This is a genomic window from Pseudomonas sp. NPDC087697, assembly GCF_044743155.1.
GTDB lineage: Bacteria > Pseudomonadota > Gammaproteobacteria > Pseudomonadales > Pseudomonadaceae > Aquipseudomonas.
The window spans coordinates 44,160-70,849 of the sequence record NZ_JBIUVW010000033.1 but is presented as its reverse complement, the minus strand read 5'-3'; the positions used below and the strand labels follow the sequence as shown (position 1 = coordinate 70,849).

Sequence of the window (26,690 nt, the reverse complement as noted above, 5' to 3'; positions counted from 1 at the left end):
ACTCCGCCTCGAACCACCTGCCGCCTGCGCTGTTTGAGCAGCAAGCGGCCTAATGCTCCTACAGAGCGGTTCAAAAAAACTGAACCACAACACCGCAGGCTGCGATCTTTTGATCCCCCTGAGGTCAGTGATGAAAGTTTGTGAAACGTTTCAGCATTTAGTCGAGTCCGACGTTTATCTGCGTTTACCTGAGCGTATGCTGGGCAACGCTGACGACTTCGTCGTTTAAAACAAGAGAGGGTTCGATGACCTACACCGCTGCTGCTGATCGTTACGACTCCATTCCTTACCGCCGCGTCGGTCGCAGCGGGCTGGTGCTGCCGGCACTGTCGCTGGGCCTGTGGCACAACTTCGGCGACAGCACGCCGATCGATACCCAGCGATCCTTGCTGCGTACTGCCTTCGACCTGGGCATCAATCACTTCGACCTGGCCAACAACTACGGCCCGCCATACGGCAGTGCCGAGATCAACTTCGGCCGTTTGCTGCGCGAAGATTTCAAGCAGTACCGCGATGAACTGATCATCTCCAGCAAGGCCGGTTGGGACATGTGGCCCGGCCCTTACGGCCAGGGCGGTGGCTCACGTAAATACGTGCTGGCCAGCCTCGATCAGAGCCTGCAACGCCTTGGTGTCGACTACGTGGACATCTTCTATTCCCACCGCTTCGACCCGGACACTCCGCTGGAAGAAACCGCTGGTGCATTGGCGACTGCGGTGCAGCAGGGCAAGGCGTTGTACATCGGTATCTCGTCCTATTCGGGGGCGAAAACCCGCGAAATGGCTGCGTTGCTGAAAGAGTGGAAAGTCCCGCTGCTGATCCACCAGCCGGCTTACAACTTGCTCAACCGTTGGGTGGAGAAGGACCTGCTGGACACCACCGACGAACTCGGCGCGGGGGTGATTGCCTTCACGCCGTTGGCCCAGGGGCTGTTGACTGACAAGTACCTTAACGGCGTGCCGGCCGATGCGCGGGTTAATCGTCCGGGGGGTGGTTCGTTGCAGGCCTCGCACTTGTCCGATGCCAACATCGCCCTTGTGCGCGGCCTTAACGAAATCGCCAAACGCCGTGGCCAAAGTCTGGCGCAAATGGCTCTGGCCTGGACCCTGCGCGACCCACGTGTGACCTCTGCACTGATCGGCGCCAGCCGCCCGGAGCAGATTATCGAGAACGTCGGGGCGTTGAAGAATTTGAGCTTCAGCGTTGAGGAACTGGCGGAGATTGACCGATTTGCCCAGGAAGGCGGGATCAATTTGTGGGAGAAGCCGTCGACGGCGGAGTAAGTGTCAGGCGCCAGATCTGCTGGCGCCTGTCAGATTGCTTTCGCGAGCAAGCTCGCTCCCACAGGGTTTCAGGTTGGTCACAGATTTGTGGTCAACCCAAATCCAATGTGGGAGTGAGCTTGCTCGCGATGGGGCCATACCTGTCGGTAAAGAAACTGAAGGTGTGCGCTTAAAACGGCACATCCCCCAGCACCGTCGCCCGATGCATCACCCGCCGCGCTGGCCGGTAATCATCCACGGCAAAATGCTGGGTCACGCGGTTGTCCCAGAACGCCACATCGTTCTCCTGCCAACGCCAGCGAATGGTAAATTCCGGCCGGGTAGCATGGGCGAACAACAACTTCAGAATCGCCTCGCTTTCCGTCTCCGACAGCTCATTGATCTTCGTCGTGAAGCCTTCATTGACGAACAGCGACTTGCGCCCGCTCACCGGGTGCGTGCGGATCACCGGGTGCGACAGCGGAGGATTTTTCTTGCGCGCTTCTTCCCACTGAGCCAGTGCTTCAGGCGTAGTTCCAAAGCGTTCCAGCGGAAAGGATTTGACGAAGTCGTGGGTCGCGGTGAGACCTTGCAGCAGTTGTTGCAATGGCACTGACAGCGCTTCATAAGCCGCAATACCGCTGGCCCACAACGTATCGCCACCAAACTCGGGCAACAGCTTGGCGCTGAGTACCGCACCGAGGGCCGGGGTCGGCAGGAAGGTCACGTCGGTGTGCCACACGGCGTTGTCGCGCACGTCGGTTTCGGCTGTATCGAGGATCAGCACTTGCGGCTGTTCCGGCACATTTGGGTAGATCGGGTGAATATGCAGGTCGCCGAAATTCGCTGCGAAGCGTGCTTGCTGTTGCGGGTTGATCGGCTGATCACGAAAGAACAACACCTGATGCTGGAGCAACGCCTGCTCGATTGCATCGCGCTGTTCGAGGTTTAGCGGTTGAGAGATATCGACGCCGCTGATCTGCGCGCCGAGGGCGGTGCTGAGTGGGGTGATGGTCAGGCTGCTCATGGCTTTCTCTTCAATCCGGGGGTGTCGACTGTGGGAGCGAGCAAGCCCGCTCCCACATGAATACTCAATGCGCCTGGCCATGCCACGGCACCAGTTTGCGTTGCAGGGCGCGCAGGCCCATTTCCATGGCGAAGGCGATCAGTGCGATCACCAGAATCCCCAGCACCACCACGTCAGTCACCAGAAATTGTGCGGCCGATTGCACCATGAAGCCCAAGCCGCTGGTGGCGGCGATCAGCTCGGCGGCGACCAGCGTCGACCAGCCCACGCCAAGACCAATCCGCACGCCGGTCAGAATCTCCGGCAAGGCACTCGGCAAAATCACATGACGAATCAGCTGGACCCGAGTCGCGCCCAACGACTGCGCGGCGCGCAACTTGGCCGGGTCGACGGTGCGTACGCCAGTCGCGGTGGCGATGGCGATCGGGGCGAAGATCGCCAGATAGATTAACAACACCTTGGACAGCTCACCGATGCCGCACCAGATCACGATCAACGGCAGATAGGCCAACGGTGGAATCGGCCGGTAGAACTCGATCAGTGGATCGAGAACACCGCGCGCGATGCGGTTATGGCCGATGGCGATACCGGCCGGCACGGCGCTCAAAACGGCGAAGCCCAGACCCAAGCCGATACGGCTGAGGCTCGCGCCCAGATGCTGCCAGAGGGTTGAGTCCATGTAGCCCGTGGTCGCCAGCAACCAACCTTTTTGCAGGACGGCGGACGGCGGCGGAAGGAACAAGGGCTCGATCAGGCCACTGGCGGTCACCGTCCACCAAAGACCAAGCAGCGTAAACAGCGTCAACAGGCTGATCCAGCGTGTGCTGAGGCTGCGACGGACTGAAATTACTGATGAAGGGCTGGACACTTTGACCGTGGCGGCCGGGATTTCATAACTGCTCATCAGGCACGCTCCTGCCGTTGGGAGAACACGCGGGCAAGGACGTGTTCGCGGGTTTCGATAAAACGCGGGTCGGATTTGATCGCCCGAGCCGATTCACCGGCCGCGTAACGCTGACCGAAATCCAGCTTCAAATGCTCGACGATTTGCCCAGGGTTGGGTGCCAACAGAATCAGGTCTGTGGCCAGGAACACCGCTTCTTCGATGTCGTGGGTGATCAGGAACACCGGTTTGGCGGTGCGCCGCCAGACTTGCAGCAGCAGTTCCTGCATCTGTTCGCGGGTGAAGGCGTCGAGGGCGCCGAAAGGTTCGTCCATCAGCAACACGCGCGGGTCGGCGGCGAGGGTGCGGGCCAGGCCGACACGCTGCTTCTGGCCGCCCGACAGCTGCCAGATGCGGCGTTCATCAAATCCTGCAAGGTCGACCAGTGCGAGCATTTCCCGGGCGCGGATTTCGCGTTTATCACGCGGCACACCGGCCAGTTCCAGACCGAAACCAACGTTGGCCAACACGTTCTGCCAGGGCAGCAACGCGTCGTCCTGGAATACCACGCCACGCTCGGCGCTCGGACCTTTGACCGGCACGCCGTCGAGGGTGATGCGCCCGGCACTGGGTTCGACGAAACCGGCAATCAGGTTCAACAGCGAGGTCTTGCCACTGCCGGACGGGCCGAGGGCGACCAGCAATTGCTGAGGCCCAAGGCTTAAGGAAATATCCGCCAATACCGGTTCGGCAGCGCCGGGGTACTGTGCGCTGATGCGCTCCAGCTGAAGCAAGGCCATCGCGGTTACTCCTGATCAGTTGGTGATGTACTTGGCGCTGACGTATGGGGCGTAGTCCGGCAGCACGGCTTCGACCTTGCCTTGTTCCTTGAGGAACGCAGCGGTGTCGGTGATGGCCTTGGTGGTCGGCGCGCCGAGGGTGATCACCTGGTCAGCCGCCAGCGGATAGACGTTGCCTTGCAGCAGCAACGGAATGTCGCTGGCCTTGGCGCCCGAGAGTTTCACCAGCTTGTCGACGTTGCCCTTATCGGCCAGCCAGGCTTGTGGGTCTTTGCGGTAGTTGGCGTAGGCGTCGAGGGTGACTTTGGCGAAGGCGGTGACGATTTCCGGGTGCTTCTCGGCGAAATCCTTGCGCACGATCCAGGCGTCGAAGGTCGGTGCGCCGAACCTGGCCAGTTCGCCAGACGTGATCAGCACTTTGCCGTTCTCCTTGGCTACGCCCAGCGCCGGGTCCCACACGTAAGTAGCGTCGATGTCTCCGCGTTTCCACGCGGCAATGATTGCCGGCGGTGCGAGGTTGAGGATCTGTACTTTCGACGGGTCGATGTTCCAGTGCTTGAGTGCGGCCAGCAGGCTGTAGTGACCAGTGGAAACGAATGGCACGGCGATTTTTTTGCCGATCAGGTCCTGCGGGGTTTTGATCCCGGAACCGTCGCGGGCCACCAGTGCTTCGGCGGCGCCGATCTGAGTGGCGATGAGGAAGGTTTCGACCGGAACTTTGCGGGTGATCGCAGCGGTCAGCGGGCTGGAACCGAGGTAGCCGATCTGCACGTCGCCGGAGGCGATGGCGGCGATGATGTCGGCACCGTTGTCGAATTTGCGCCAGTCGATTTTGGCGTGAGTGGCTTTTTCGTAGCTGCCATCGGCCTGCGCGACTTTCGCCGGATCGACGGTGGTCTGGTAGGCAACGGTGACGTCTGCCGCCTGGGCGAAGAAGCTCGCCGCAGCGAGGGACGCGGCCGCCAGGAGGCGTAGGGGGAAGTGCAGTTTCATCATGAAAGTCCTCATCAGGCGGCCGGGGTTTCGGCGTGTAATGAGACTAAATGATCTAAGAATTCAAAAATAAATAACTTTTTAGAATTAGCTTATGAGTGGAAAAACCTGACAGCGACTGCTGCGCGGTCATCGCGAGCAGGCTCGCTCCCACTGGGTTCAGTGTTGCCCACACAATTGTGGTCACACCGAAAATCCAATGTGGGAGCGAGCCTGCTCGCGATAAGGTCCGCAGGACCTTCCAATTTAATTGCTGATCGCCAGAATGCTCGCCTGATACGACCCGACAAACACGTCGAAATCGCCGACTTCGTTCTGCTCCAGCTCGGTTTGCTGAGCCAGCGACGAGCGCGCCAACTCTTCAAAGCGCGCCTGCTCTTCGGCCGCCAGCGGTTCGCTGCGGAAGAATTCGGCGTGAGCCTGGCTCTGACGCAGGGAGAACCGGGCGAAGCTTTCCTTGTGTTCAGTCATTGCCGCCAGCACTTGGGCGGAAGGGGTCAGGGACGGGTCCTTGATCTTCGCCAGTTGCGCGTCGAGGGCTGTGCTGTGAGCGTCACCGCCGTGGCTCTGATCGAGCAGCGCAGCCAACGGGGCGATTTTTTCCAGCAGCTCCAAGGCCCACTCTTTCATGTCTACCGGCTGGCCGTCCCGTTGCAGTTGCAGGCCCGGACGGCGACCTTCCTTGACCACGCTGAGGAAGTTCGAGGTGGCGTTGCCGCAGGTGGTGGCGGTCAGCAGCGGGCTTTCATTCAGCGCGCAATACAGCAGGAATGCGTCGAGGAAGCGGGCTTCCGGCAGGTCGATGCCCATCGGCATAAACGGGTTGATGTCCAGCAGGCGCACTTCGACATACTGAATGCCACGAGCCATCAGCGCCTGGATCGGCCGCTCGCCGGTGTAGGTCACGCGTTTCGGGCGGATGTTGGAGTAGTACTCGTTTTCGATCTGCAGGATGTTGGTGTTGAGCTGAACCCACTCACCGTCCTGGTGCGTACCGATTTCGACGTACGGCGGGTACGGCGTGGCCACCGCTTTGCGCAGGCTGTCGGTGTAGCTGTTCAAGTCGTTGTAGCACGGCGTCAGCCCGGCTTGCGCGTTGCTCTGGTAACCCAGATCGCTCATGCGCAGGCTGGTGGCGTACGGCAGGTACAGCGTCTCGGCGTCAAATTGTTCCAACTGATGGGAACGACCGCGCAGGAAGCCGGCGTCCAGCGCTGGCGAAGAACCGAACAGGTACATCAGCAGCCAGCTGTAGCGGCGGAAGTTGCGAATCAGCGCGATATAGGCCGACGACTGATAGTCGCGGTCGGTGCCGACAAAGCCTTCAGCTTCTTTGAGCAGCGGCCAGAGTTTTTCCGGCAGGGAAAAGTTGTAGTGAATCCCGGCGATGCACTGCATGGTCTTGCCGTAACGCAGGGCCAGGCCCTTGCGGTAGACGTACTTGAGCTGACCGATGTTGGAGGTGCCGTAGTAGGCGATCGGGATATCTTCCTCGGCCGGCAACGGGCACGGCATCGATGGACTCCACAGGTACTCGTTGCCGAGCTTGCTGTAGGCAAAACGGTGAATCTTGTCGAGGCTGCTCAGCGTGTCCGCCGGATCCGGCAGGGCAGGCGTGATGAACTCCAGAAGCGACTCGGAATAGTCGGTGGTGATCTGCTCGTTGGTCAGCGCGGAACCCAGGCTTTCAGGGTGCGGCGTTTGCGCCAGGCGCCCTTCGCCCGTCACGCGCAGGCATTCACGTTCGATGCCGTGAAGGCACTGTTCGAGCAGAGAGAGGTTAGCGCGCTCGCCGAGCAGAGCCAGGCGGCGGTTGAGAAGTTCGCTCAAGTTGGATTCCTTCACGCGTCAGTCGCCCCAATATGGGGGTGGGCAGGACGGTCTACAAGGGTGAAGTTGAAACTGGCGTTTTCGCCTGGTTTTTTCGAGCCGCACAGGCCTAATGCCGGTCATTCAGAAACTGCGCAATCCCTGTGGGAGCGAGCTTGCTCGCGATGAGGGAGTATCAGTCAACAATAAGTCGTCTGACACACCGCCATCGCGAGCAAGCTCGCTCCCACAGGATTCGCAGCGCCGAAATTAACTCAAATCGATGACAGCTAGCTACAGGACAGCGAACGTGCCTTGTGCTTTTGCGACCAGTTTGTCGCCTTGCATCACATCCGCTTCGACCACCAGCGTGCGCCGGCCCGGGTGAATGACCCGCGCCGTGCACATCACCTCGCCTTCAGCCACAGCGCGGATGTAGTTGATCTTGCACTCGATGGTCGCGCTCTGCTGATCAAAACCATGGGAGCTGGAACAGGCCAGCCCCATGGCAATGTCCACCAGACTGAACAACGCCCCGCCGTGCAGCTTGCCACCGCGATTGCGCAGCTCAGGCTCAAGGGCCAGGGCGACTTGCGCCACCCCGACCTCAAGGCTGTGCAAACGGCAACCCAGCAGCTTGAAAAAAGCGCTTTCGGTCAACCCCGCAGGGACCTCCATCAGCGCTTCTTCAACTGCTTGGCATTGGCGAACAACGACGCCATGGCGTTGTTGGATGGAGCTGCTGCCGTGGTTTCTTTACGCGGTGCGGTGCTCGAAGACTGACGCGGCGCCGAACCTGGACGTGCGCCACGAGCACCGTCGATCTTCTCGCCCGGGGTGTCGCTCATGCGCATCGACAGGCCAACGCGTTTGCGCGGGATGTCGACTTCCATGACCTTGACCTTCACCACGTCGCCGGCTTTCACCGCTTCACGCGGATCCTTGATGAACTTCTCGGAAAGTGCCGAGATATGCACCAAACCATCCTGATGCACGCCGATATCGACGAAAGCACCGAAGTTGGTCACGTTGGTCACCACGCCTTCGAGGATCATCCCCAGTTGCAAGTCCTTGAGGTCTTCGACGCCTTCCTGGAATTCGGCAGTCTTGAACTCTGGACGCGGGTCGCGGCCCGGCTTCTCCAGTTCTTGCAGGATGTCGGTAACCGTTGGCAGACCGAAGGTTTCGTCGGTGTACTTCTTCGGATCGAGACGCTTGAGGAAGCTTGCGTCGCCGATCAGCGAGCGGATATCGCGATCGGTTTCAGCTGCGATACGTTGCACCAACGGATAGGCTTCCGGGTGAACGGCGGAAGAATCCAGCGGGTTGTCGCCGTTCATCACACGCAGGAAGCCGGCGGCTTGTTCGAAGGTCTTTTCGCCGAGACGGGCGACTTTTTTCAACGCAGCACGGGTTTTGAACGCGCCGTTTTCATCGCGGTGGGTCACGATGTTCTGCGCCAGGGTCGCATTGAGGCCGGAGATACGCGCCAGTAGCGCGACGGAGGCGGTGTTCACATCGACGCCGACGGCGTTCACGCAGTCCTCGACCACCGCGTCCAGGCCACGCGCCAGTTTCAACTGCGACACGTCGTGCTGGTATTGGCCGACACCGATGGATTTCGGATCGATCTTCACCAGCTCGGCTAGCGGATCTTGCAGGCGACGGGCAATCGACACGGCGCCACGGATCGACACGTCGAGGTCCGGGAATTCCTTGGAGGCCAGTTCCGAGGCCGAGTACACCGAAGCACCGGCTTCGGAGACCATGACCTTGGTCATTTTCATCGCCGGGTATTTTTTGATCAGGTCCGCAGCGAGTTTGTCGGTTTCACGGCTGGCGGTGCCGTTGCCGATGGCGATCAGGTCCACCGAGTGCTTGGCGCACAGGGCGGCGAGTACGGCGATGGTCTGGTCCCACTTGTTGTGCGGCACGTGCGGGTAAACCGTGGCGTGATCCAGCAGCTTGCCGGTGGAGTCGACCACCGCCACCTTGCAGCCGGTGCGCAGGCCCGGGTCCAGGCCCAGCGTGGCGCGTGGGCCGGCGGGAGCTGCCAGCAGCAAGTCGTGCAGGTTGTGCGCGAAGACGTTGATCGCTTCGGTCTCGGCGCCGTCACGCAGCTCACCGAGCAGGTCGGTTTCCAGGTGCGTGTAGAGCTTGACCTTCCAGGTCCAGCGCACCACTTCACCGAGCCATTTATCGGCCGGGCGGTTCTGGTTGGCGATGCCGAATTGCTGACCGATCATGCCTTCGCATGGGTGCATGGTGCCCGGCAGTTCGTCACCGACTTTCAGCGCGGAGCTGAGGAAGCCTTCGTTGCGGCCCCGGAAAATCGCCAGGGCGCGGTGCGATGGCATGCTTTTCAGTGGTTCGTCGTGTTCGAAGTAATCGCGGAACTTGGCGCCTTCTTCTTCCTTGCCGGCGATGACGCGGGCACTCAGAGTGGCTTCCTGCTTCAGGTAGCTGCGCAGCTTGTCGAGCAGGTTGGCGTCTTCGGCGAAGCGTTCCATGAGGATGTATTTGGCGCCTTCGAGGGCCGCTTTCACGTCCGCCACGCCTTTTTCGGCGTCGACGAAGCGGGCGGCTTCGGTGTCTGGCGTCAGGTTCGGGTCGTTGAACAAACCGTCGGCCAGTTCGCCGAGGCCGGCTTCCAGGGCGATCTGACCCTTGGTGCGGCGCTTCTGCTTGTACGGCAGGTACAAGTCTTCGAGGCGGGTTTTGGTGTCGGCGAGCTTGATGTCGCGTTCAAGTTGCGGGGTCAGCTTGCCTTGCTCTTCGATGCTGGCAAGGATGCTGATGCGCCGTTCGTCGAGTTCTCGCAGGTAGCGCAGACGCTCTTCCAGATGCCGCAACTGGATGTCATCGAGGCTGCCGGTCACTTCTTTCCGGTAGCGGGCGATGAAGGGCACCGTGGAGCCTTCATCGAGTAGCGCGACGGCCGCTTCGACCTGTTGTGGGCGTACACCGAGTTCCTCGGCGATGCGGCTGTTGATGCTGTCCATAAAACCACCTGACAAATTGTGAAAGCAGGCTCGCGGGCGCAGGGAATAAGGCCCGGCGAGTCTGGTTGAGCGGCCTGGCCAGCGCCGCTACCTGGATCAAAAGGCATCCCATTGACCCGTGGAATCGAAAAATTACTGCCAGGCGTAAAAATAAAAAGCCGCCACTGACAGTAACGATCAGACGTTGCCCGACACAAAAGGCCGCGCATTATAACCGCCGTTCTGCCCGATGGGGGCATCGCAACCTGTAGGCATAAAGGCCGTATCGCTGGCGGCACAGGAAAAATCTGCTAACAATGCACACGGTGCGTATAACGGCAGCTACGCCATAATGCGCACCGAGATCAAAGGAGCATCCAATGAGCAGCACTGCACAAACTGCTGAAGGCGAAAAAATTCTTATCGTTGACGACGATCCAGGGCTCAGCAGCCTGCTGGAACGTTTTTTCGTCAGCAAGGGCTACCGTGCCCGCGCCGTACCGAACACCGAACAGATGGATCGTCTGCTGGCGCGTGAAGTGTTCAACCTGGTCGTCCTCGACCTGATGTTGCCCGGCGAAGACGGCCTGACCGCCTGCCGCCGTCTGCGCGGCGCGAACAATCAGATCCCGATCATCATGCTGACCGCCAAGGGCGACGAGCTGAGCCGTATCAAAGGCCTCGAACTGGGCGCCGACGATTACCTGGCCAAGCCGTTCAACCCGGACGAGCTGATGGCGCGTGTCAAAGCGGTTCTGCGTCGTCAGTCGGCGCCAGTGCCGGGCGCACCGGGCAGCGAAGACGAAAGCGTGACCTTCGGTGATTACGAATTGTCTTTGGCGACTCGCGAACTCAAGCGCGGCGACGAAGTACACATGCTCACCACCGGTGAGTTCGCGGTTCTCAAGGCGCTGGTGATGAACGCGCGTCAACCGCTGACCCGCGACAAGCTGATGAACCTGGCCCGTGGCCGCGAATGGGATGCCCTGGAGCGCTCCATCGACGTCCAGATCTCCCGCCTGCGCCGGATGATCGAGCCTGATCCGTCGAAACCACGCTACATTCAAACGGTCTGGGGCGTAGGTTACGTGTTCGTTCCGGACGGCACCGCGACCAAGTGATCGGTGATTTGTAGGAGCGGGTCAGCCGGTTAATGCGTCACCCGGTTGATTCGCGATCCGCAATTCTGCGAGCCTCGCTCGCTCCTGCAAAGTGTGTAGCGGTTGTCTATGAAAACCCCCGTGTGGTTCCCCCAGAGTTTTTTCGCTCGCACCCTCTGGCTGGTGCTGATCGTCGTGTTGTTTTCCAAGGCGTTGACCCTGGTTTATCTGTTGATGAACGAGGACGTGCTGGTGGATCGTCAATACAGCCACGGTGTCGCGCTGACCTTGCGCGCCTACTGGGCAGCGGACGAAGAAAACCGGGCGAAGATTGCCGATGCCGCGACACTGATCCGAGTGGTGGGCGCCGGTGTTCCCGAGGGCGAGCAGCATTGGCCCTACAGTGAAATCTACCAACGACAGATGCAGGCCGAGCTGGGCGCCGACACTGAAGTGCGATTACGCATGCATTCACCGCCGGCGCTTTGGGTCCGGGCGCCAAGCCTGGGCGATGGCTGGCTGAAAGTACCGCTGTACCCGCATCCGTTGCGCGGCCAGAAAATCTGGAACGTACTCGGCTGGTTCCTCGCCATCGGCTTGTTATCCACCGCGTCGGCGTGGATTTTCGTCAGCCAGCTCAATCAGCCGCTCAAACGTCTGGTCGATGCCGCCCGACAACTGGGTCAGGGCCGCAGCGTGCGTCTGCCGATCAGCGACACGCCGAGTGAAATGACCGAGGTCTATCGTGCCTTCAACCAGATGGCGGAAGACGTTGAGCAGGCCGGTCGCGAACGTGAATTGATGCTCGCCGGGGTATCACACGACTTGCGTACACCGCTGACCCGTTTGCGTCTGTCGCTGGAGCTGATGGGCAACCACAGCGACCTGAGCGACGACATGGTGCGTGACATCGAAGACATGGACGCGATTCTCGACCAGTTCCTGGCGTTCATTCGTGATGGTCGGGACGAGTCGGTGGAAGAGGTCGACCTGAGTGATCTGGTGCGTGAAGTGGCGGCGCCTTACAACCAGAGCGAGGAGCGGGTGCGCTTGCGCCTGGAGCCGATTCAGCCGTTCCCGTTGCGTCGGGTATCGATGAAACGCCTCTTGAACAACCTGATCGGCAATGCCTTGCATCACGCCGGTAGCGGCGTTGAGGTGGCGGCGTATGTCTCGGGAGACGTCAGCGCGCCGTATGTGGTGCTGAGCGTCATGGACCGTGGCGCCGGGATCGATCCGTCAGAGCTGGAAGCGATCTTCAACCCCTTCACCCGTGGCGACCGTGCGCGGGGCGGCAAGGGCACCGGGTTGGGGTTGGCTATCGTCAAGCGGATTGCGTCGATGCATGGCGGCAACGTTGAACTGCGCAACCGCTCCGGTGGTGGTTTGGAAGCGCGGGTGAGATTGCCGCTTGGGCTGATGTTGCCAAGAGACGCGGTGTAGCCAAAAAAGATCGCAGCCTGCGGCAGCTCCTACAGGAGAACGACGTACCCCGTAGGAGCTGCCGCAGGCTGCGATCTTTTCAAGGCTTATTGAGTTCTCAACCCTTGCCCTTGGTCCGCGTCATGTTCGGCCCGCCATTCTTCTCAAGGTGCTGAATGATGATCCCCGCCACGTCCTTGCTGGTGGTGGTTTCGATCCCTTCCAGCCCCGGCGACGAGTTCACTTCCATCACCAGCGGCCCGTGGTTGGAGCGCAAGATATCCACGCCCGCGACGCTCAGCCCCATGACCTTGGCCGCACGCAACGCAGTCATGCGTTCTTCCGGTGTGATCTTGATCAGGCTGGCGCTGCCGCCACGGTGCAGGTTGGAGCGGAACTCGCCGGGCTTGGCCTGACGCTTCATCGCGGCGATCACCTTGTCGCCGACCACGAAGCAGCGAATATCCGCGCCGCCGGCTTCCTTGATGTACTCCTGAACCATGATGTTCTGCTTGAGGCCCATGAACGCCTCGATCACCGACTCCGCCGCCGTAGCCGTTTCACACATCACCACGCCGATGCCTTGGGTGCCTTCCAGCACCTTGATCACCAGTGGCGCGCCGTTGACCATATCGATCAGGTCGGGAATGTCGTCCGGTGAGTGAGCAAAACCAGTGACCGGCAAACCGATACCGCGACGCGAAAGCAACTGCAGCGAACGTAGTTTGTCCCGCGAGCGGGCGATGGCCACCGACTCGTTGAGCGGGAACACGCCCATCATTTCGAACTGGCGCAATACCGCACAGCCATAAAACGTCACCGACGCGCCGATCCGCGGGATCACTGCGTCGAAGCCTTCCAGCGGCTTGCCGCGGTAGTGGATCTGCGGCTTATGACTGGCAATGTTCATATAGGCGCGCAGGGTGTCGATCACCACCATCTCATGGCCGCGTTCGGTGCCGGCCTCAACCAAACGACGAGTGGAATACAGACGCGGGTTCCGCGACAGCACAGCGATCTTCATGCAACACCTGTGGAGGAGGTAGTGGACACCGGGAACACCGGCTTGTCTTGAACGTATTTAATGTCCGGATTGACCACCAACTGGCCGTCGATCAGGGCTTTGGAACCGAGTAACAGGCGATAACGCATGGACTTGCGGCAGGCAAGGGTGAACTGCACTCGCCAAACCCGATCGCCGAGCGCCAGGGTGGTACTGATCACGTAACGCACCTGCGCTTGGCCGTTGGAGCTTTTAATGGTTTTCATCGTCACCAGCGGCGCTTCACAGCGGCGATGACGCAATTGCACCACCGTGCCCAGGTGCGCATTGAAACGCACCCACGTTTCCCCGTCGCGCTCGAACGGCTCGATTTCGGTGGCATGCAGGGTGGAGGTGCTGGCGCCGGTGTCGATCTTCGCCCGCAGGCCCGCGACTCCCAAATCAGGAAGCGCCACCCACTCGCGCAGACCCACAACGGTCAAATGGTCAAATGTCTTCAAATGTGCTCAACCGGTGAGAAGCCCGTTCGCACCGCAAAGCGGCCGAATTCGCGGTATTCACGCAGAATAATAGGTAAAAGGCGACAGATATCTACGGCCCGGATTTTCGGCTCCCGAGCCAGGCTCAAAAGCGTCGCGCATTGTATGCTGAACCGGTGAAAATCATGGCACGACAGAAACGGTAGTACAGTTCAGAAATATTTCAGAATGAGGAAAACCCATGGCACAAAAAAACGAAGAGGACGACAAAGTCCGTCTCGATAAGTGGTTGTGGGCGGCGCGCTTTTACAAAACCCGCGCGCTGGCCAAAGCGGCGATCGAAAGCGGCAAGGTGCATTGCCGGGGCGAGCGCTGCAAACCGGGCAAAGAGCCGCGGATTGGTGACGAGTTTCAGATTCGCGCCGGTTTCGATGAGCGTACCGTGGTGGTCCAGGCACTATCGATCGTCCGTCGTGGTGCCCCCGAGGCCCAGACGTTGTACGTTGAGACCGAAGCCAGCATCGCCAAACGCGAAAACGCCGCTGCCCAGCGCAAGGCCGGTGCCTTGGGCGTCAGCACCGACGGCAAGCCGAGCAAGAAGCAGCGCCGGGATCTGTTCAAGTTTCATGGAGGGAATGCTGGCGAGTAAGTTGGCGTTCTGACTGGACTACATTACACAGCGTCAATATGCCGCGGTTCGACCTTGCTTGGAACAAACCCGGATTGTTCATAAAATGCCTGTCATGGCCAATATTAACGCACCAAAACGGTGCGCAAGGCGCGATTTTCAGCCCTTGTCATCCTTTAGTTTTCACTTCAGATACCCAGACCTATGACTGATCTACCGGATACCGACTACACCCAACGCTTCATCTTCGATGACAGCGACACCCGCGGCGAGCTGGTGGCGTTGGAGCGTAGTTATGCCGAAGTCCTCGCCAAACACCCCTATCCGGAGCCGGTCGCACAACTGCTCGGCGAGTTGATGGCGGCTGCGGCGCTGCTGGTCGGCACCTTGAAGTTCGATGGCTTGCTGATTCTGCAGGCGCGTTCCGAAGGTCCGGTGTCGCTGCTGATGATCGAATGCTCCAGCGAGCGTGAAATCCGTGGTTTGGCGCGTTACGACGCGGACAAGATTGCCGCCGACGCGACCCTGGCCGACATGATGCCCAACGGCGTACTCGCGCTCACCGTCGACCCGACCCAAGGCCAGCGTTACCAAGGCATCGTCGACCTTGATGGCGGGACCCTGTCGGAATGCTTCACCAACTATTTCGTCATGTCCCAGCAAGTCGGCACGCGCTTCTGGCTGCACGCCGACGGTCGTCGCGCCCGTGGCCTGCTGCTGCAACAACTGCCGGCCGATCGCCTGAAAGACGAAGAAGAACGCGCCGCCAGCTGGCAGCACATCACCGCGCTGGGCAGTACCCTGACCGCCGATGAATTGCTGAGCCTGGACAACGAAACTATTTTGCATCGTCTCTACCACGAAGAGCAGGTGCGCCTGTTTGACGTGCAGAAACTACGCTTTCGTTGCAGCTGCTCGCGTGAGCGTTCGGGCAATGCCCTGGTCAGCCTGGGTCTGGAAGATGCCCAGGCACTGGTGATCGAGCACGGTGGCCGCATCGAGATCGACTGCCAGTTCTGCAACCAGCGTTACCTGTTCGATGCGGCCGATATCACCCAATTGTTCGCTGGAGCGGGTGTGGATACACCGTCAGATACTCGTCACTAAAACGCTTCAGTGCAGGTAAATTCACTGGTAAACGCCGGAATAACGCCGTCCTGACGGGAGGACCCTACTCTTTTCAGGCTTTTCTGGCATAATCCGGCCCACTTTTTTAGCGGTAGTAGTGCGCGACTTTCTACTACAAAACGTTTGGAGCACTCGGCCACTGGCCGACGGGGAACCTCATGACGCAAGCCAATAATGCTGTGTACACCGATCTGAGTGTTGACGATCTGGTTAAAGAAGCCCTGAGTCGCGGTGAGGGCGAGCTTGCCGATACCGGCGCGCTGGTCGTTCGCACCGGTCACCGTACCGGTCGCTCGCCAGTCGACCGTTTCATCGTTGAAGAGCCAACCACTCAGGCCGCCATCGCCTGGGGCCCGATCAACCGCAAGTTCCCGGCCGACAAGTTCGATGCCCTGTGGGCTCGTGTTGAGGCGTTCAACAACGCGCAAGAGCATTTCGTTTCCCACGTGCACGTAGGTGCGGCTGAAGAGCACTACCTGGCCGTGAAAATGACTACCCAGACTGCCTGGCAGAACCTGTTCGGTCGTTGCCTGTTCATCAACCCGGCCCAGTACAACCCGGCTGGTCGTGAAGAGTGGCAAGTTCTCAACGTCGCCAACTTCGAGTGCGTGCCAGAGCGTGACGGCACCAACTCCGACGGCTGCGTGATCATCAACTTCGCCCAGAAGAAAGTGCTGCTCGCCGGCATGCGCTACGCCGGTGAAATGAAGAAAGCCATGTTCTCGGTGCAGAACTTCCTGCTGCCGGCCGCCGACGTGCTGCCAATGCACTGCGCCGCCAACATCGGCGAAGAGGGCGACGTGACCCTGTTCTTCGGTCTGTCCGGCACCGGCAAGACCACCCTGTCCGCCGACGAAAGCCGTTACCTGATCGGTGACGACGAGCACGGTTGGGGCGAGGGCGTGGTGTTCAACATCGAAGGCGGTTGCTATGCCAAGTGCATCGACTTGTCCGAGAAGAACGAGCCGGTCATCTGGAAAGCCATCAAGCACGGCGCAGTCCTGGAAAACGTTGTTATCGACGACGCCAAACACGCCGACTACACCGATGTCAGCCTGACTCAGAACAGCCGCGCCGCCTACCCGCTGGAGCACGTTGCCAAGCGTTCAGAGAAGAACCTCGGTGGCGAGCCGAATGCAGTGATCTTCCTGACTTGCGACCTGACCGGCGTGCTGCCGCCAGTGTCGATCCTCAATGAAGAACAAGCGGCCTACCACTTCCTGTCCGGCTACACCGCGCTGGTGGGCTCGACCGAAATGGGTTCCGGCAGCGGCATCAAATCGACCTTCTCCACCTGCTTCGGCGCACCGTTCTTCCCGCGCCCGGCTGGCGAATACGCAGAACTGCTGATCAAACGCATCCGCGGCTTCGGCTCCAAGGTCTACCTGGTCAACACCGGCTGGACCGGCGGCGGCTACGGCGTCGGCAAACGCTTCAACATCCCGACCACTCGCGGCGTGATCGCAGCGATCCAGAGCGGCGCGTTGATCGGTGCAGCCACCGAACACCTCGACACCATCAACCTCGACGTGCCACTGGCTGTGCCAGGCGTTGAGACTGGCCTGTTGAACCCACGTAACACCTGGGCTGACAAGGCTGCTTATGATGAAGCGGCCAAGGCGTTGGCTGGGTTGTTCGTTGAGAACTTCAAGAAGTTTGATGTGAGCGACGCGATCAAGGCTGCTGGGCCGAAGTTGTAATGATTCGGTAAGTGGTTTGAGGTAAGAGAAAGCCGCCCTTAGGGGCGGCTTTTTTGTGGGTGCTTGTTTCCGTGACTTTGAGACAGAACTGCCATTATTCCAGCTGAAACGGCGCTAAACGGCCAGAATAATGGCACTTATGCGTTCGGTTAGATGCCTTCCAATACTTGTGTATCCCACCGTTGGACCTTGATCGCTTTGTAGAGCATGCCGATGGTCAGCGGGAGCTTGTCGCCACGACCCTTGGCCCGTCGTTTGAGAAACACGTCAAAGTCTTCAGGCTGAAAGTAGCGATAGGCGTCGTAGTCTATGAAGTCGATGGCGAACTGTTCTTCCAGGGCTTCCATCAGGTGTCGTGCATCCGAGCCGTCGCAGTCGAGGTCGAAGTTGATCGAGGTGTTGAGGTTGATGGTTTTGCGTTCAGGCAGGCCGAGTTCTTCGTGCAGTAGCTGCATGAGTAACTGCATGGCGTGGTCGTCGGGGAAGTTGGGGGCGAGGTTCATGGTGCGTGTCCGTGGGGTGCATGCGATGGAAGATGATTGCATGGACTTGAGCGTTACGGCATTCGAATGGCTTAGCCGTTTCACCCCTGTTACAACTTTGGGAAGGCTCCTACGGTACATCCTACATCTTCGTTTTTTCACATTTGTTAGCGTGAGAGCCTTTGAGTCAGGGCGATTTCATGGCTGCATGAGCGCCCTTAGCCGAAGGGAAAATGGATGCTCGACTCGACCCACCACACTCGTTTCACCCTGACCATTCACGACTTTGATCACAGCCTTCAGGTGCTCGCTTTTTCTGGCGACGAAGAGATCAGCACGCCCTTTGCCATCGATGTAGCGCTGGTAAGCGAACGCCCGGATCTGAACCTCCAAAGCCTGATGCATAAACAGGCATTTCTGGCGTTTGACCAGCAGGGAAACGGCATTCACGGGCAGGTTTACCGTGTTGAAAAGGGTGAGATCGGTAAACGGTTGACGCGCTATTCGCTGACGCTCGTTCCGCAGCTCGCTTACTTGCGTCACCGCACCAATCAGCGAATGTTTCAGCAGCGGACTGTGCCGCAGATCATTTCACAGATTCTGGCTGAGCATGGCATCCAGGGCGATGCCCTTGAGATCCGGCTGAATGCGGTTTACCCGCCGCGTGAATACTGCGTCCAATACGACGAAACCGACCTGCATTTCATCCAGCGCCTGTGCCAGGAAGAGGGGCTTCACTACCACTTCAGGCACTCGTACACCGGCCATGTGTTGGTGTTAGGGGATGACCAGACGGTGTTTCCCAAACTTTCGCGACCCACAGCCTACAAACCTGACAGTGGCATGGTCGCCGAAGAACCTGTGATCAAACAATTTGATCTGCGACTGGAGACGCGCACCAGCCGTACCACTCGCCGTGATTACGATTTCAAGCGGGCGCACGTTGTACTGGAGTCCGATTTCCGCCCCCTCACAGAAGAGGTTCATCCGGACCTGGAAGGCTACGATTACCCGGGTCGCTTCACCCAACGGGAGCACGGTAAACAGCTGAGTCGACGGGCACTTGAGCGTCATCGTGCTGATTACGTTCAAGCCGAGGGTAACAGCGATCAGCCAATGTTGGTGACTGGGCACTTTCTGCAACTGCTCGACCATCCGGAGCAGGAGTTAAACGATCTGTGGTTACTGACTCAGGTTCGCCATGAGGCCAAGCAGCCCCAAGTGCTGGAAGAGAACATCGCTAGCGATACCAGCGGGCAGGCGGGGGGCTTTGTTCAGGGGTATCGGAACACCTTTGTCGCCATTCCATGGGATGTGTTTTACCGCTCGCAGAAAAACTATAAAAAACCGCGAATCCCCGGCATCCATACCGCCGTGGTCACCGGCCCCAAGGGCGAAGAGATCTACTGCGATCAATACGGTCGGGTCAAGGTGCAGTTTCACTGGGATCGCGAAGGTCGCCACGACGACAAAAGCAGTTGCTGGCTGCGTGTGGGCTCCAGCTTGGCCGGTAACGGCCATGGTAGCGTCACCCTCCCGAGAGTGGGGATGGAAGTGTTGGTCAGCTTTCAGGAAGGCGACCCCGATCAGCCGGTGATTATTAGCTGCCTGGCCAACAGCACCAACCCGGTGCCCTATGAACTGCCGGAGCACAAAACCCGTAGCGTGTTCCGCTCCCGCAGTTCGCCGGACAGCAGCGGCTTCAACGAACTGCACCTGGAAGACCGTACTGGCCGGGAATTGATCTACCTGCGTGCCCAGCGTGACATGGAGCAGAAGGTCGAAAACGACAGCCGACTGGAAGTGGGCAATGAACGTCGGGAAACCATCAAGGGCCACAGCATCACGGTACTGGAGGCCGAAGAGCAACGCACCGTCACGGCAGATCGCAAAGTCCAGCTCAAGGCCAACGACTATCTGAATGTCGCCAGCAGCAGCCACACCCGTATCGGCCAGACGCTGGTGGTCGAAGCCGGTCGGGATGTGCATATCAGGGCCACTGACAATCTGGTGCTTTCTGCAGGTGGGAGCATTACCTTGAATATCGGCGATCAACACTTCGTGCTTGGTCACGGCGGGCTCTTCGGCAGCAGCGAGATGGCCATCGGTGGCGCGCCCGTTGCAGGGGCAGCGGCGTCACCATTGATGCCCGGCGTGCTGGACGCCTTGTCGGTGCCTGCTCAACTGCCGCCAATCATTGCACTCTCACAGAGCACGCTCATGGCGGCCAGCAAAGCCATGGGTTCAGATTTCTGTCCCCTCTGCGAAGCCTGTCGAGCGGGCCTCTGTCTGACGCAAGGAGCCGCCGCATGACCCACTCGCTACCTCGTCAATGGATGAGCGAACAACGACGCCTTGGGCACTCCCTATGCCTCGTTCTGGACTCAGCCGATGAGCACGAAATGCGTCGATCCCTGTTGAAGACCCTCCCATACGATCAGTATCTGAGCGTGTACCGTGCAACCCCGGTGGCTGAGCTGGCGGATGTCGGGCCGTTCATCTTTCTCCTCGACAATCCTGACGACTCACGTATCCATGAACTGCTCAAGGTGCCGAAGCGCAACTGGGGCTGGTTTGCCAGCCTTCAACACGGTGACCTGCTCGCGCTGGCCAAGCATTGGCGCGAACGCCTGATGATTGGCGCCCGGCCCCAGCAGGCGCTCTATCGCTTTCACGACAACCGCGTTTTGACCCGAGCTTTAGAGCATTTACCCGTCGAGGCCTACCCGGCCTATCTCGGTCCGGCGATCAGTGTGTGCTACTGGCAGGGGGAGTGTTGGGCCAGCACTGACAATCCCGCTCCCGGTGCGTACCCAGTGCCTGATTAACCGCTGTGGCTGCAGATTCCTGTACCCAAACATCAGGCCATGGAGATTCGGCTGGCCAATGCTCACCGCTATCTGTTGGCTGAACATGTCGAGGCCTACGCCAGGCTCGCCGAGCAACAGGATCATGAGGCGTGGCTGAGCAGCCAGCTGGCCTTGGCTGACGCGTGGGGATGGTCGGCGCCGGAGCAGTTGGCGTTTCTGCTGACTCAGAGCTTGAAGGCGCCAGCCTATACACTGCCCGAGCACTGGCAAGTGCGCCCTGATGAGAACCCCATCGAACACTTCGAACGGGTGTCTCAGGCAGTGGAGTTTTGGCAAGGAGACGCCCCTCTATGAAACGCGTGCTACACACCGTAAGTCTGGGCTGCGGCCTTGCTTTAACGGCCGGCTGCGCCACCAGTCAGCCGAACACGTTTACCTTTACCGCCGATCTACCACCCGATTTTGCCTATCAGGCCATCGCTGTGTATGAGCCAGCCAAAGGGGAAACCTGCAGCGTGCCGGACGGCAGAAACACGGAAGTGGGGTTCAACTTGAAATGGCGTGAGTCCTACACCCCCACATCTGAAATCGCCCTTCACAGAACGGTCAGCGGCTGCCCCTTGGTGATCAGGCGCATCAAGCTGGAGATCAACGCCACCTACGGCAAAACCCGGCGAGATTTTGGAGGGGACGACGCCGTGGTCGCCATTCGCGATGAGCTGGAGGAGCAGTACAAGGGCACCTTCAGCGAAGCGGGCGAAAGTACCTTCTACGGCCAATGCCAATGGCTGTTTCGCACCATGGGGTCAAAACGACGCATTGTAAAACTCCTCGACTGCAAAAAAACCGATGTCCTGGGCGAGCCGGGGCGTGGTCGGCCGTTCTCGGCGTACACCCTGGATCAGCTACCGGGTAAAACCGTGAAGATGACGATCAAGTTGGCGGATGAGGAACGGCCCGCTATCGGAGATACCTGGGTCAAAGTGCCCAACGGCTGGAAGCGCTGCATGGGCGACAACTTTGAAGACCAGTACGCGTTCTGCTACGGGAACTACAAAGACTTTAGCGGTTTTCAGATGCCGGATGGGCAGAAGTGCGCCATTTATCCCGGTTGCACCGAATAAGGACATTACCCAATGACAACGTTGAATTCGCAGGTGAAGTCGCGGTTTAAAATTCCTGCCTTGGGTTGTTACCTCGCTTTAACGGCAGGCTGCGCCACCGGCCAGCCGAACACCTTCACCTTCACCGCCGATCTATCGCCCGATTTTGCCTATCAGGCCGTCGCTGTGTATGAGCCTGCCAAAGGGGAAACCTGCAGCGTGCCGGGCGGGAGAAACACGGAAGTGGGGTTCAACTTGAAGTGGCGTGAAACCTACACACCCAATTCTGAAATCGCCCTTCACAGAACGGTCAGCGGCTGCCCCTTGGTGATCAGGCGCATCAAGCTGGAGATCAACTCGGCTTACGGCAAGGACTGGGGGGACATCAGTGGGGATAGCGCCGTGGTCGCCATTCGCGATGAGCTGGAGGAACAGTACAAGGGCACCTTCGGTGAGGCGGGCGAAAGTACCTTCTATGGGCAATGCCAATGGCTGTTCCGCACCTCAGGCAAGCCCCGCATCCTCAGAAAGATCCTCGACTGCAAAAAAACCGATGCACTGGGTGAGCCGGGGCGTGGTCGCCCGTTCTCGGCGTACACCCTGGATCAGCTACCGGGTAAAACCGTAAAAATGGCGATCAAGTTGGCGGATGAGGAACGGCCAGCTATCGGAGATACCTGGGTCAAAGTTCACAACGGCTGGAAGCGCTGCATGGGCGACAACTTTGAAGATCAGTACGCGTTCTGCTACGGAAACTACAAAGACTTCAGCGGTTTTCAGATGCCGGATGGACAGAAGTGCACTATTTATCCCGGTTGCACCGAATAAGGAAGTGACGACATGACATTAATGGATGAAGAACTGAACTCACCCTTGAGCAATCGCGTGCTTGCCTGCCCCGAGCAAGGTAAATGGACCAGCTTTCAGTTGGTGGACGAACTCGGCTCAGGTGAACCCTATGCCGGATTAGCCTATGAAGTCACCGATTCAGAAGGGCAAAAATACACTGGCCGGCTGGATGCTGCGGGTAACGGCAAGGTGGACAACCACTTTGCCGGGCCAATTGCATTAATCCTTGCTCAAAATTATCAAGGGCATGAAAAGGCATACACGTTTTTACAGACAAGGCCGCATTACCCGCTCAAGATCACCGAACTTCAAGTACGCGCTGAACAAACCCGCTACCTGAACAAAAACGCCACCCGCACTAAAGACAACCCTGCACAAGCCTGCGCTGATGTGTATTACCAGGTGGAAGTGCGCCATCTGGTCAAGCATGTCGCGCATTTGCCTCCCGAGGTGTATCGCCATTACCCCCACAGTTCAGGGTCGGCGAAAATCATGGGCAAACATGGCAAGCTCGGCGTTGCCCTGATGCCGCAACAACACACGGTGCTGGAAGTACGCCCGCTCCGGGCCTTGCGCCCGATGCTGTCCACCGGCTCCGAATTCTGCGCGCTGAACCTCTACCAACTCGCGCTGATGGCCACTTTGAGCTATTGCCCCTTTGGCCAGAAGCCAGACAAGCCCCCAATAGAAGAAGCCTGTGTGAGCTTCCCGCTGCAACCGAGCGTGGGCAACTGGTTCGGGGATGCATTGGCCAAGTTCGATGAACTGTGGAAGATCGACTCCACGCAAACCAAAGCCTATTACCCGTTGTATGAAGATGTGCCGTATTCCAAGCGACTGGAGATTGTGCCGTTCGATCCCACTCTCTATCCGGTCAACGATCCCGAACTGCGTGAAGATCAGGAACACCCCGCCAAGATCCACTTCCTCGACGATAGGAATCTAGGGGCAGAAGCTACCGATACCCAGGCGTTCATCACCCACAACGATGAACTGATCCTGATTTCAGTGCGTGGCACTTATGAACTCGTCGCGGATGGCCTGCGCGATGCCGATGCGTTTCAAGTGCCGTTTGAAGACACCGACAGCAAGGTACACCGTGGTTTTTACGAGGCCGCGCAAAAAGCCTACGGTTTCGTTGTGAAATACTTCGATAAGTTTTATGCCGGGCAAAAGCTTCTGATCTGCGGCCACAGTCTGGGCGGCGCAGTAGCGTTGCTGCTTTCAGAGATGCTGCGACGAGAACAGGATTTCAACTACGACATCCAGCTCTACACCTACGGCGCCCCCCGCGCCGGTGACGCCAACTTCGCCAAAGGTGCCGCCCCACTGGTGCATTACCGCATGGTGAACCACAACGACCCGGTGCCAAGCGTGCCCGGCACCTGGATGAATACCAAGGCGAAGGTGTTCGGCTCGGGGTTGGCATTAACCTTCGTCAACGTACCGGTCGGCCTCTCGGTGTTTGTCGCGGGGATCACCAACTGGACGGGAGAGCCCTACGAACACCACGGCACCTTGCGTCACTTCATGCCGGTGGAATTTGGTCGCAAAGCACAGTCCTCGATTCTCTGGGAGCCCGGCTGCGACACCATCACCCAGCACGCCGCGTGCAGCGTGGCGCTCCAGCAAAAAAACGGCCTGCCGGATCGGCCGGCTTTACTGACTCAACTATTCAACGTCAACAACCACATGATGGCCGGCGGTTACATTCCGGCTTGCTGGGCCACCCTGCGGCGTTGGCAAGAATCGCAAGCGTCCAGGCGGTCCCTGGTAACTGATCGGGAGTTTGCGTTGATAGACGGTGCGCTGGTGCGAGTGACCCAGCAGATGCGTGAAAAGGCGCGCGAGCTCGATCGCCAAACCCTCAAATACCGCGATACTCATCAGAACACGACGGGAGCGTTGATGCTCGAGATCGACAAGATCGCAATGACCCACGCGCGTCTGGACACCCTTCGCTACAGGTTGGTAACCGAAAATGACATCTACGGTTCAGTTGCCAATCAGCCAGAGACACTCGCGGAAAATCTGTTTCGTTGGAACACCCACCCAGAAAACAACGAGGCCGAACAATTGGCCTGTGTTCCCAAACCTGATGCAGAACATGAGCTGCTGTCTGCCATCCATGGTCACTCGATTGGCACGCCTTACACGCTGGATATCGACTCGTTCATTTGAGGCGATGGCGACCTCTGTTGCAGGCAAGCCAAATCTCACAAGGGATCGGTTTGCTTGTTAGTGCGTGGCGCCAGACAAAAAGTGCGGATAAGACGCGAGAGGTAGAACCATGATTTTTTCGGTTATGGGCTTTCATCCTGGTAGGGATGACCTGGTTTTTGAACACAGCATTAGTCTGTCGGTGGCGGACTTGATCCCCGTGATGCAATGGACGAACACCAATGAATGCGTTGGTGTGGATATCCGACTGATAGCAGCACAGGTGCTTGAGGTTGAGCACTTGGCCTCTGTAGTTTTTCCTGAAGGGTTGGATCTTTATCTAACTTCTTTTGACTGAGAGGGGGAGGGCTCTGTGGGGCTGCCAGGCTTGGGGGGAAGGGCGGAAGCAGAGGTTGGAGGTTCGTCTTGTCGGTACTTTTCGAGCACTTCTTCTCGTGTAGGAAGTGGTTTGTCGAGGTCTGCCAGTGACGTGTCGAATCCGGCGAGGCGTAGGCTGGCCAAGTAGTTTGAGCGGCGGACCTTTTCGTAATGCGCTTGTTTTTGTTTGAAGGTTAATTGGCTCATGGGGGTGGTCTCAGAGCTGCTATTTCTTCACTTATGCCTGGAAACACGCGGTGTTTTCTTCGCAGGCAAGCCAGCTCCCACAGGAACGTGGCGTGCCTGCGGATCGGGTGTGTCAGGTAGGTGCTTTCCAGTTCAACATGCGTTGCTGGGCGACTTGGAGTAGGTCGCAGCCATCTTGATTCAGCAGGTACAGGGCGTGGGTGATATGGGGGATGTCTTTGACGTCGCCGTGTTTGAAGCATTGGCAGTGCAAGGTTTCGAGCAGGTCGCTGGAGGCGCGGATACGCTGCAGGGCGGCTTCGAGGATGTCTTGCGGGTCGGCCTCTGTGTCGATGATCAGAACCGGGGAGTCGGTGAAGTTGGTTTTCAACGAACGGTAACGGTCTGCAAACGGATCTAATGTGTTCATGGTTTGTTCTCTGTATGGATCAAATGAACCACACCAACCGTGACCAAACGATGGGTGGCGGACTGTGTTCAGGTTGGTCAACCGGCGAGAACACCCGGTACGCTCGAAAGCGTCCCAAACACAGCCGCCATAAAGCGTGCCGACATGTTAGTGCCCGCAGCATACAAGGGGATGCGAATGTTCTCTGTAAATTTTCGGGTGACCAAGCCCGATCGCTGATTTTGCAGCGACGCTAACGACTATAGGTGTGGTGTGCAGGCTGGTGATAGCCGACAAGGAGCATGAGCTTGTAGGACGGGGACGAAGATTTGTTAGGCCGTTGCGTACAGATTTTATGCCTGGTTCGGTGTGGCGATTATTCAGGTACTCCGCGTTATCGTTCATCGCGGGCAAGCCTTGCTCCTACAGAGGGGTGTTATTCGTGGGGGCATTCAGTCGTGCTTTTCGGCATCCGCTGCCGAGCCACCTCAAGCAAATCACTCCCATCCTGAGTCAGCAGATAAAGCGCATTGACGATATTCGGAATGTCTTTCACATCCGCTTGCTTGAAGCACAGGCAATAAAGCGTTTCGAGCAGGTCGCTGGAGGCGCGGATGCGTTGTCGGGCGGCGTCCAGAATGGCGTGGGGATTGGCCTCGGTGTCGATGACCAGAACCGGGGTTTCGCTGTAGTTGGTTTTGAGTGGGTGATAGCGGTTGTTAGACGGATCGAGCGGGTTCATTGAACGTGTCCTGTAGGAAGTCGCGACGTCGCTCCTGCAGGCCGACACACGGCTTTCAGCCGCGCTGCAAACTATAGGGGTGGGCGTCGAGGCGTCGCAAGACGGCGTACATGGACAGGTTTTGTAGGGGGTTTACTTGCCCGCAAGGCTTAGGACTACGCACTGCCCGAGGTTTTTTTCAGCGATTCCCCTAGAGGTCGAATTTCCTACGCACTTGTCAGGCGTAGCGGATAGAGCCGCAGTAGCGCGTGCGCCAGACTGTGTAGGGCGTTTCGTGGTTTACGATTTCGAATTTGAACAACATCAGCAAACGGATTGCATCACGGGCCTTGCACCTTTCTCCCTGTATCATCCCG

Annotated in this window: 25 protein-coding genes and 1 pseudogene; 13 read left to right on the top strand and 13 right to left on the bottom strand. The window is 58.8% G+C overall.

The genetic code is table 11. The features are described 5' to 3' along the window. Positions 1–245: 245 nt before the first annotated feature. Positions 246–1,283: an L-glyceraldehyde 3-phosphate reductase gene (mgrA, locus tag ACIPIN_RS20590; protein WP_401121478.1), complete on the top strand. Its 1,038-nt coding sequence runs from the start codon at positions 246–248 to the stop codon at positions 1,281–1,283. A 169-nt stretch (positions 1,284–1,452) separates the two neighbouring features. Here mgrA and tauD read toward each other — a convergent pair whose 3' ends face one another. The 7 genes from tauD to ACIPIN_RS20555 form a co-directional block, all read right to left on the bottom strand. Continuing rightward, positions 1,453–2,289, bottom strand: a complete 837-nt coding sequence (gene tauD / locus ACIPIN_RS20585; RefSeq protein ID WP_401121475.1) for a taurine dioxygenase — start codon at positions 2,287–2,289, stop codon at positions 1,453–1,455. 64 nt (positions 2,290–2,353) lie between these two features. Beyond that, positions 2,354–3,193, bottom strand: coding sequence for a taurine ABC transporter permease TauC (gene tauC / locus ACIPIN_RS20580; protein WP_401121473.1), 840 nt, complete (start codon positions 3,191–3,193; stop codon positions 2,354–2,356). Then, positions 3,193–3,972: a taurine ABC transporter ATP-binding subunit gene (gene tauB / locus ACIPIN_RS20575; RefSeq protein ID WP_401121470.1), complete on the bottom strand. Its 780-nt coding sequence runs from the start codon at positions 3,970–3,972 to the stop codon at positions 3,193–3,195. Before tauB ends, tauC begins: the two co-directional genes overlap by 1 nt. A gap of 15 nt (positions 3,973–3,987) precedes the next feature. Further along, positions 3,988–4,965, bottom strand: a complete 978-nt coding sequence (gene tauA / locus ACIPIN_RS20570) for a taurine ABC transporter substrate-binding protein (protein ID WP_401121482.1) — start codon at positions 4,963–4,965, stop codon at positions 3,988–3,990. A gap of 246 nt (positions 4,966–5,211) precedes the next feature. Continuing rightward, positions 5,212–6,795, bottom strand: a complete 1,584-nt coding sequence (gene gshA, locus ACIPIN_RS20565; RefSeq protein WP_401121468.1) for a glutamate--cysteine ligase — start codon at positions 6,793–6,795, stop codon at positions 5,212–5,214. Positions 6,796–7,068: 273 nt separating this feature from the next. Then, positions 7,069–7,452 carry a PaaI family thioesterase gene (locus ACIPIN_RS20560; RefSeq protein ID WP_401121465.1) on the bottom strand — a complete coding sequence of 128 codons (384 nt, stop codon included), beginning with the start codon at positions 7,450–7,452 and terminating at the stop codon, positions 7,069–7,071. Next, the gene (locus ACIPIN_RS20555; protein WP_401121463.1) at positions 7,452–9,776 is read right to left on the bottom strand and encodes a Tex family protein; all 2,325 of its coding nucleotides are present in this window, start codon (positions 9,774–9,776) and stop codon (positions 7,452–7,454) included. The genes ACIPIN_RS20560 and ACIPIN_RS20555 overlap by 1 nt, the downstream gene beginning before the upstream one ends. 359 nt (positions 9,777–10,135) lie before the next feature. Between ACIPIN_RS20555 and ompR the strand changes: the two genes are divergently transcribed. Together ompR and ACIPIN_RS20545 are read left to right on the top strand one after the other, a co-directional pair. After that, on the top strand, positions 10,136–10,876 hold the full coding sequence (ompR, locus tag ACIPIN_RS20550; RefSeq protein ID WP_054595095.1) for a two-component system response regulator OmpR: 741 nt from the start codon (positions 10,136–10,138) through the stop codon (positions 10,874–10,876). A gap of 108 nt (positions 10,877–10,984) precedes the next feature. After that, on the top strand, positions 10,985–12,298 hold the full coding sequence (locus ACIPIN_RS20545; protein ID WP_401121459.1) for an ATP-binding protein: 1,314 nt from the start codon (positions 10,985–10,987) through the stop codon (positions 12,296–12,298). A gap of 97 nt (positions 12,299–12,395) precedes the next feature. On the opposite strand, the gene rimK is transcribed toward ACIPIN_RS20545, so the two are convergent. Both rimK and ACIPIN_RS20535 read right to left on the bottom strand, forming a co-directional pair. Continuing rightward, positions 12,396–13,301: a 30S ribosomal protein S6--L-glutamate ligase gene (gene rimK / locus ACIPIN_RS20540; protein ID WP_401121457.1), complete on the bottom strand. Its 906-nt coding sequence runs from the start codon at positions 13,299–13,301 to the stop codon at positions 12,396–12,398. After that, complete coding sequence (locus ACIPIN_RS20535; protein ID WP_401121456.1) at positions 13,298–13,780, bottom strand: ATP-dependent zinc protease; 483 nt, start codon at positions 13,778–13,780, stop codon at positions 13,298–13,300. Before ACIPIN_RS20535 ends, rimK begins: the two co-directional genes overlap by 4 nt. A gap of 220 nt (positions 13,781–14,000) precedes the next feature. Here ACIPIN_RS20535 and ACIPIN_RS20530 point away from each other — a divergent pair, with 220 nt between their 5' ends. The 3 genes from ACIPIN_RS20530 (at position 14,001) to ACIPIN_RS20520 (ending at position 17,215) form a co-directional block, all read left to right on the top strand. After that, entirely contained in the window at positions 14,001–14,408 is a 408-nt protein-coding gene (locus tag ACIPIN_RS20530; RefSeq protein ID WP_054595099.1) for an RNA-binding S4 domain-containing protein, read from the top strand. A gap of 183 nt (positions 14,409–14,591) precedes the next feature. Further along, positions 14,592–15,494: an Hsp33 family molecular chaperone HslO gene (hslO, locus tag ACIPIN_RS20525; protein WP_401121453.1), complete on the top strand. Its 903-nt coding sequence runs from the start codon at positions 14,592–14,594 to the stop codon at positions 15,492–15,494. Between the two features lie 179 nt (positions 15,495–15,673). Further along, complete coding sequence (locus ACIPIN_RS20520; RefSeq protein WP_401121452.1) at positions 15,674–17,215, top strand: phosphoenolpyruvate carboxykinase; 1,542 nt, start codon at positions 15,674–15,676, stop codon at positions 17,213–17,215. 149 nt (positions 17,216–17,364) lie between these two features. Here ACIPIN_RS20520 and ACIPIN_RS20515 read toward each other — a convergent pair whose 3' ends face one another. Further along, on the bottom strand, positions 17,365–17,718 hold the full coding sequence (locus tag ACIPIN_RS20515) for a DUF1493 family protein (protein ID WP_401121451.1): 354 nt from the start codon (positions 17,716–17,718) through the stop codon (positions 17,365–17,367). 216 nt (positions 17,719–17,934) lie between these two features. Between ACIPIN_RS20515 and ACIPIN_RS20510 the strand changes: the two genes are divergently transcribed. The 7 genes from ACIPIN_RS20510 (at position 17,935) to ACIPIN_RS20480 (ending at position 24,977) form a co-directional block, all read left to right on the top strand. Further along, positions 17,935–20,010: a type VI secretion system tip protein VgrG gene (locus tag ACIPIN_RS20510; RefSeq protein WP_401121449.1), complete on the top strand. Its 2,076-nt coding sequence runs from the start codon at positions 17,935–17,937 to the stop codon at positions 20,008–20,010. Continuing rightward, the gene (locus ACIPIN_RS20505; RefSeq protein ID WP_401121447.1) at positions 20,007–20,525 is read left to right on the top strand and encodes a DUF4123 domain-containing protein; all 519 of its coding nucleotides are present in this window, start codon (positions 20,007–20,009) and stop codon (positions 20,523–20,525) included. The genes ACIPIN_RS20510 and ACIPIN_RS20505 overlap by 4 nt, the downstream gene beginning before the upstream one ends. Before the next feature lie 39 nt (positions 20,526–20,564). Next, positions 20,565–20,861, top strand: coding sequence for a hypothetical protein (locus ACIPIN_RS20500; RefSeq protein WP_401121445.1), 297 nt, complete (start codon positions 20,565–20,567; stop codon positions 20,859–20,861). Next, on the top strand, positions 20,858–21,631 hold the full coding sequence (locus tag ACIPIN_RS20495) for a hypothetical protein (RefSeq protein ID WP_401121442.1): 774 nt from the start codon (positions 20,858–20,860) through the stop codon (positions 21,629–21,631). Before ACIPIN_RS20500 ends, ACIPIN_RS20495 begins: the two co-directional genes overlap by 4 nt. A 12-nt stretch (positions 21,632–21,643) precedes the next feature. Then, positions 21,644–22,438: a hypothetical protein gene (locus ACIPIN_RS20490; RefSeq protein WP_401121439.1), complete on the top strand. Its 795-nt coding sequence runs from the start codon at positions 21,644–21,646 to the stop codon at positions 22,436–22,438. 12 nt (positions 22,439–22,450) lie between these two features. After that, complete coding sequence (locus tag ACIPIN_RS20485; RefSeq protein WP_401121437.1) at positions 22,451–24,640, top strand: lipase family protein; 2,190 nt, start codon at positions 22,451–22,453, stop codon at positions 24,638–24,640. A gap of 109 nt (positions 24,641–24,749) precedes the next feature. Next, on the top strand, positions 24,750–24,977 hold the full coding sequence (locus ACIPIN_RS20480; protein ID WP_401121435.1) for a hypothetical protein: 228 nt from the start codon (positions 24,750–24,752) through the stop codon (positions 24,975–24,977). A gap of 71 nt (positions 24,978–25,048) precedes the next feature. Here ACIPIN_RS20480 and ACIPIN_RS20475 read toward each other — a convergent pair. The 3 genes and pseudogenes from ACIPIN_RS20475 to ACIPIN_RS20465 form a co-directional block, all read right to left on the bottom strand. After that, positions 25,049–25,204 (bottom strand): annotated as a pseudogene (locus ACIPIN_RS20475) (YhfG family protein); the annotation flags it as partial. 112 nt (positions 25,205–25,316) lie between these two features. Further along, complete coding sequence (locus ACIPIN_RS20470) at positions 25,317–25,613, bottom strand: hypothetical protein (protein WP_401121433.1); 297 nt, start codon at positions 25,611–25,613, stop codon at positions 25,317–25,319. A gap of 415 nt (positions 25,614–26,028) precedes the next feature. Next, positions 26,029–26,334: a hypothetical protein gene (locus ACIPIN_RS20465; RefSeq protein WP_401121431.1), complete on the bottom strand. Its 306-nt coding sequence runs from the start codon at positions 26,332–26,334 to the stop codon at positions 26,029–26,031. Positions 26,335–26,690 lie beyond the last annotated feature (356 nt).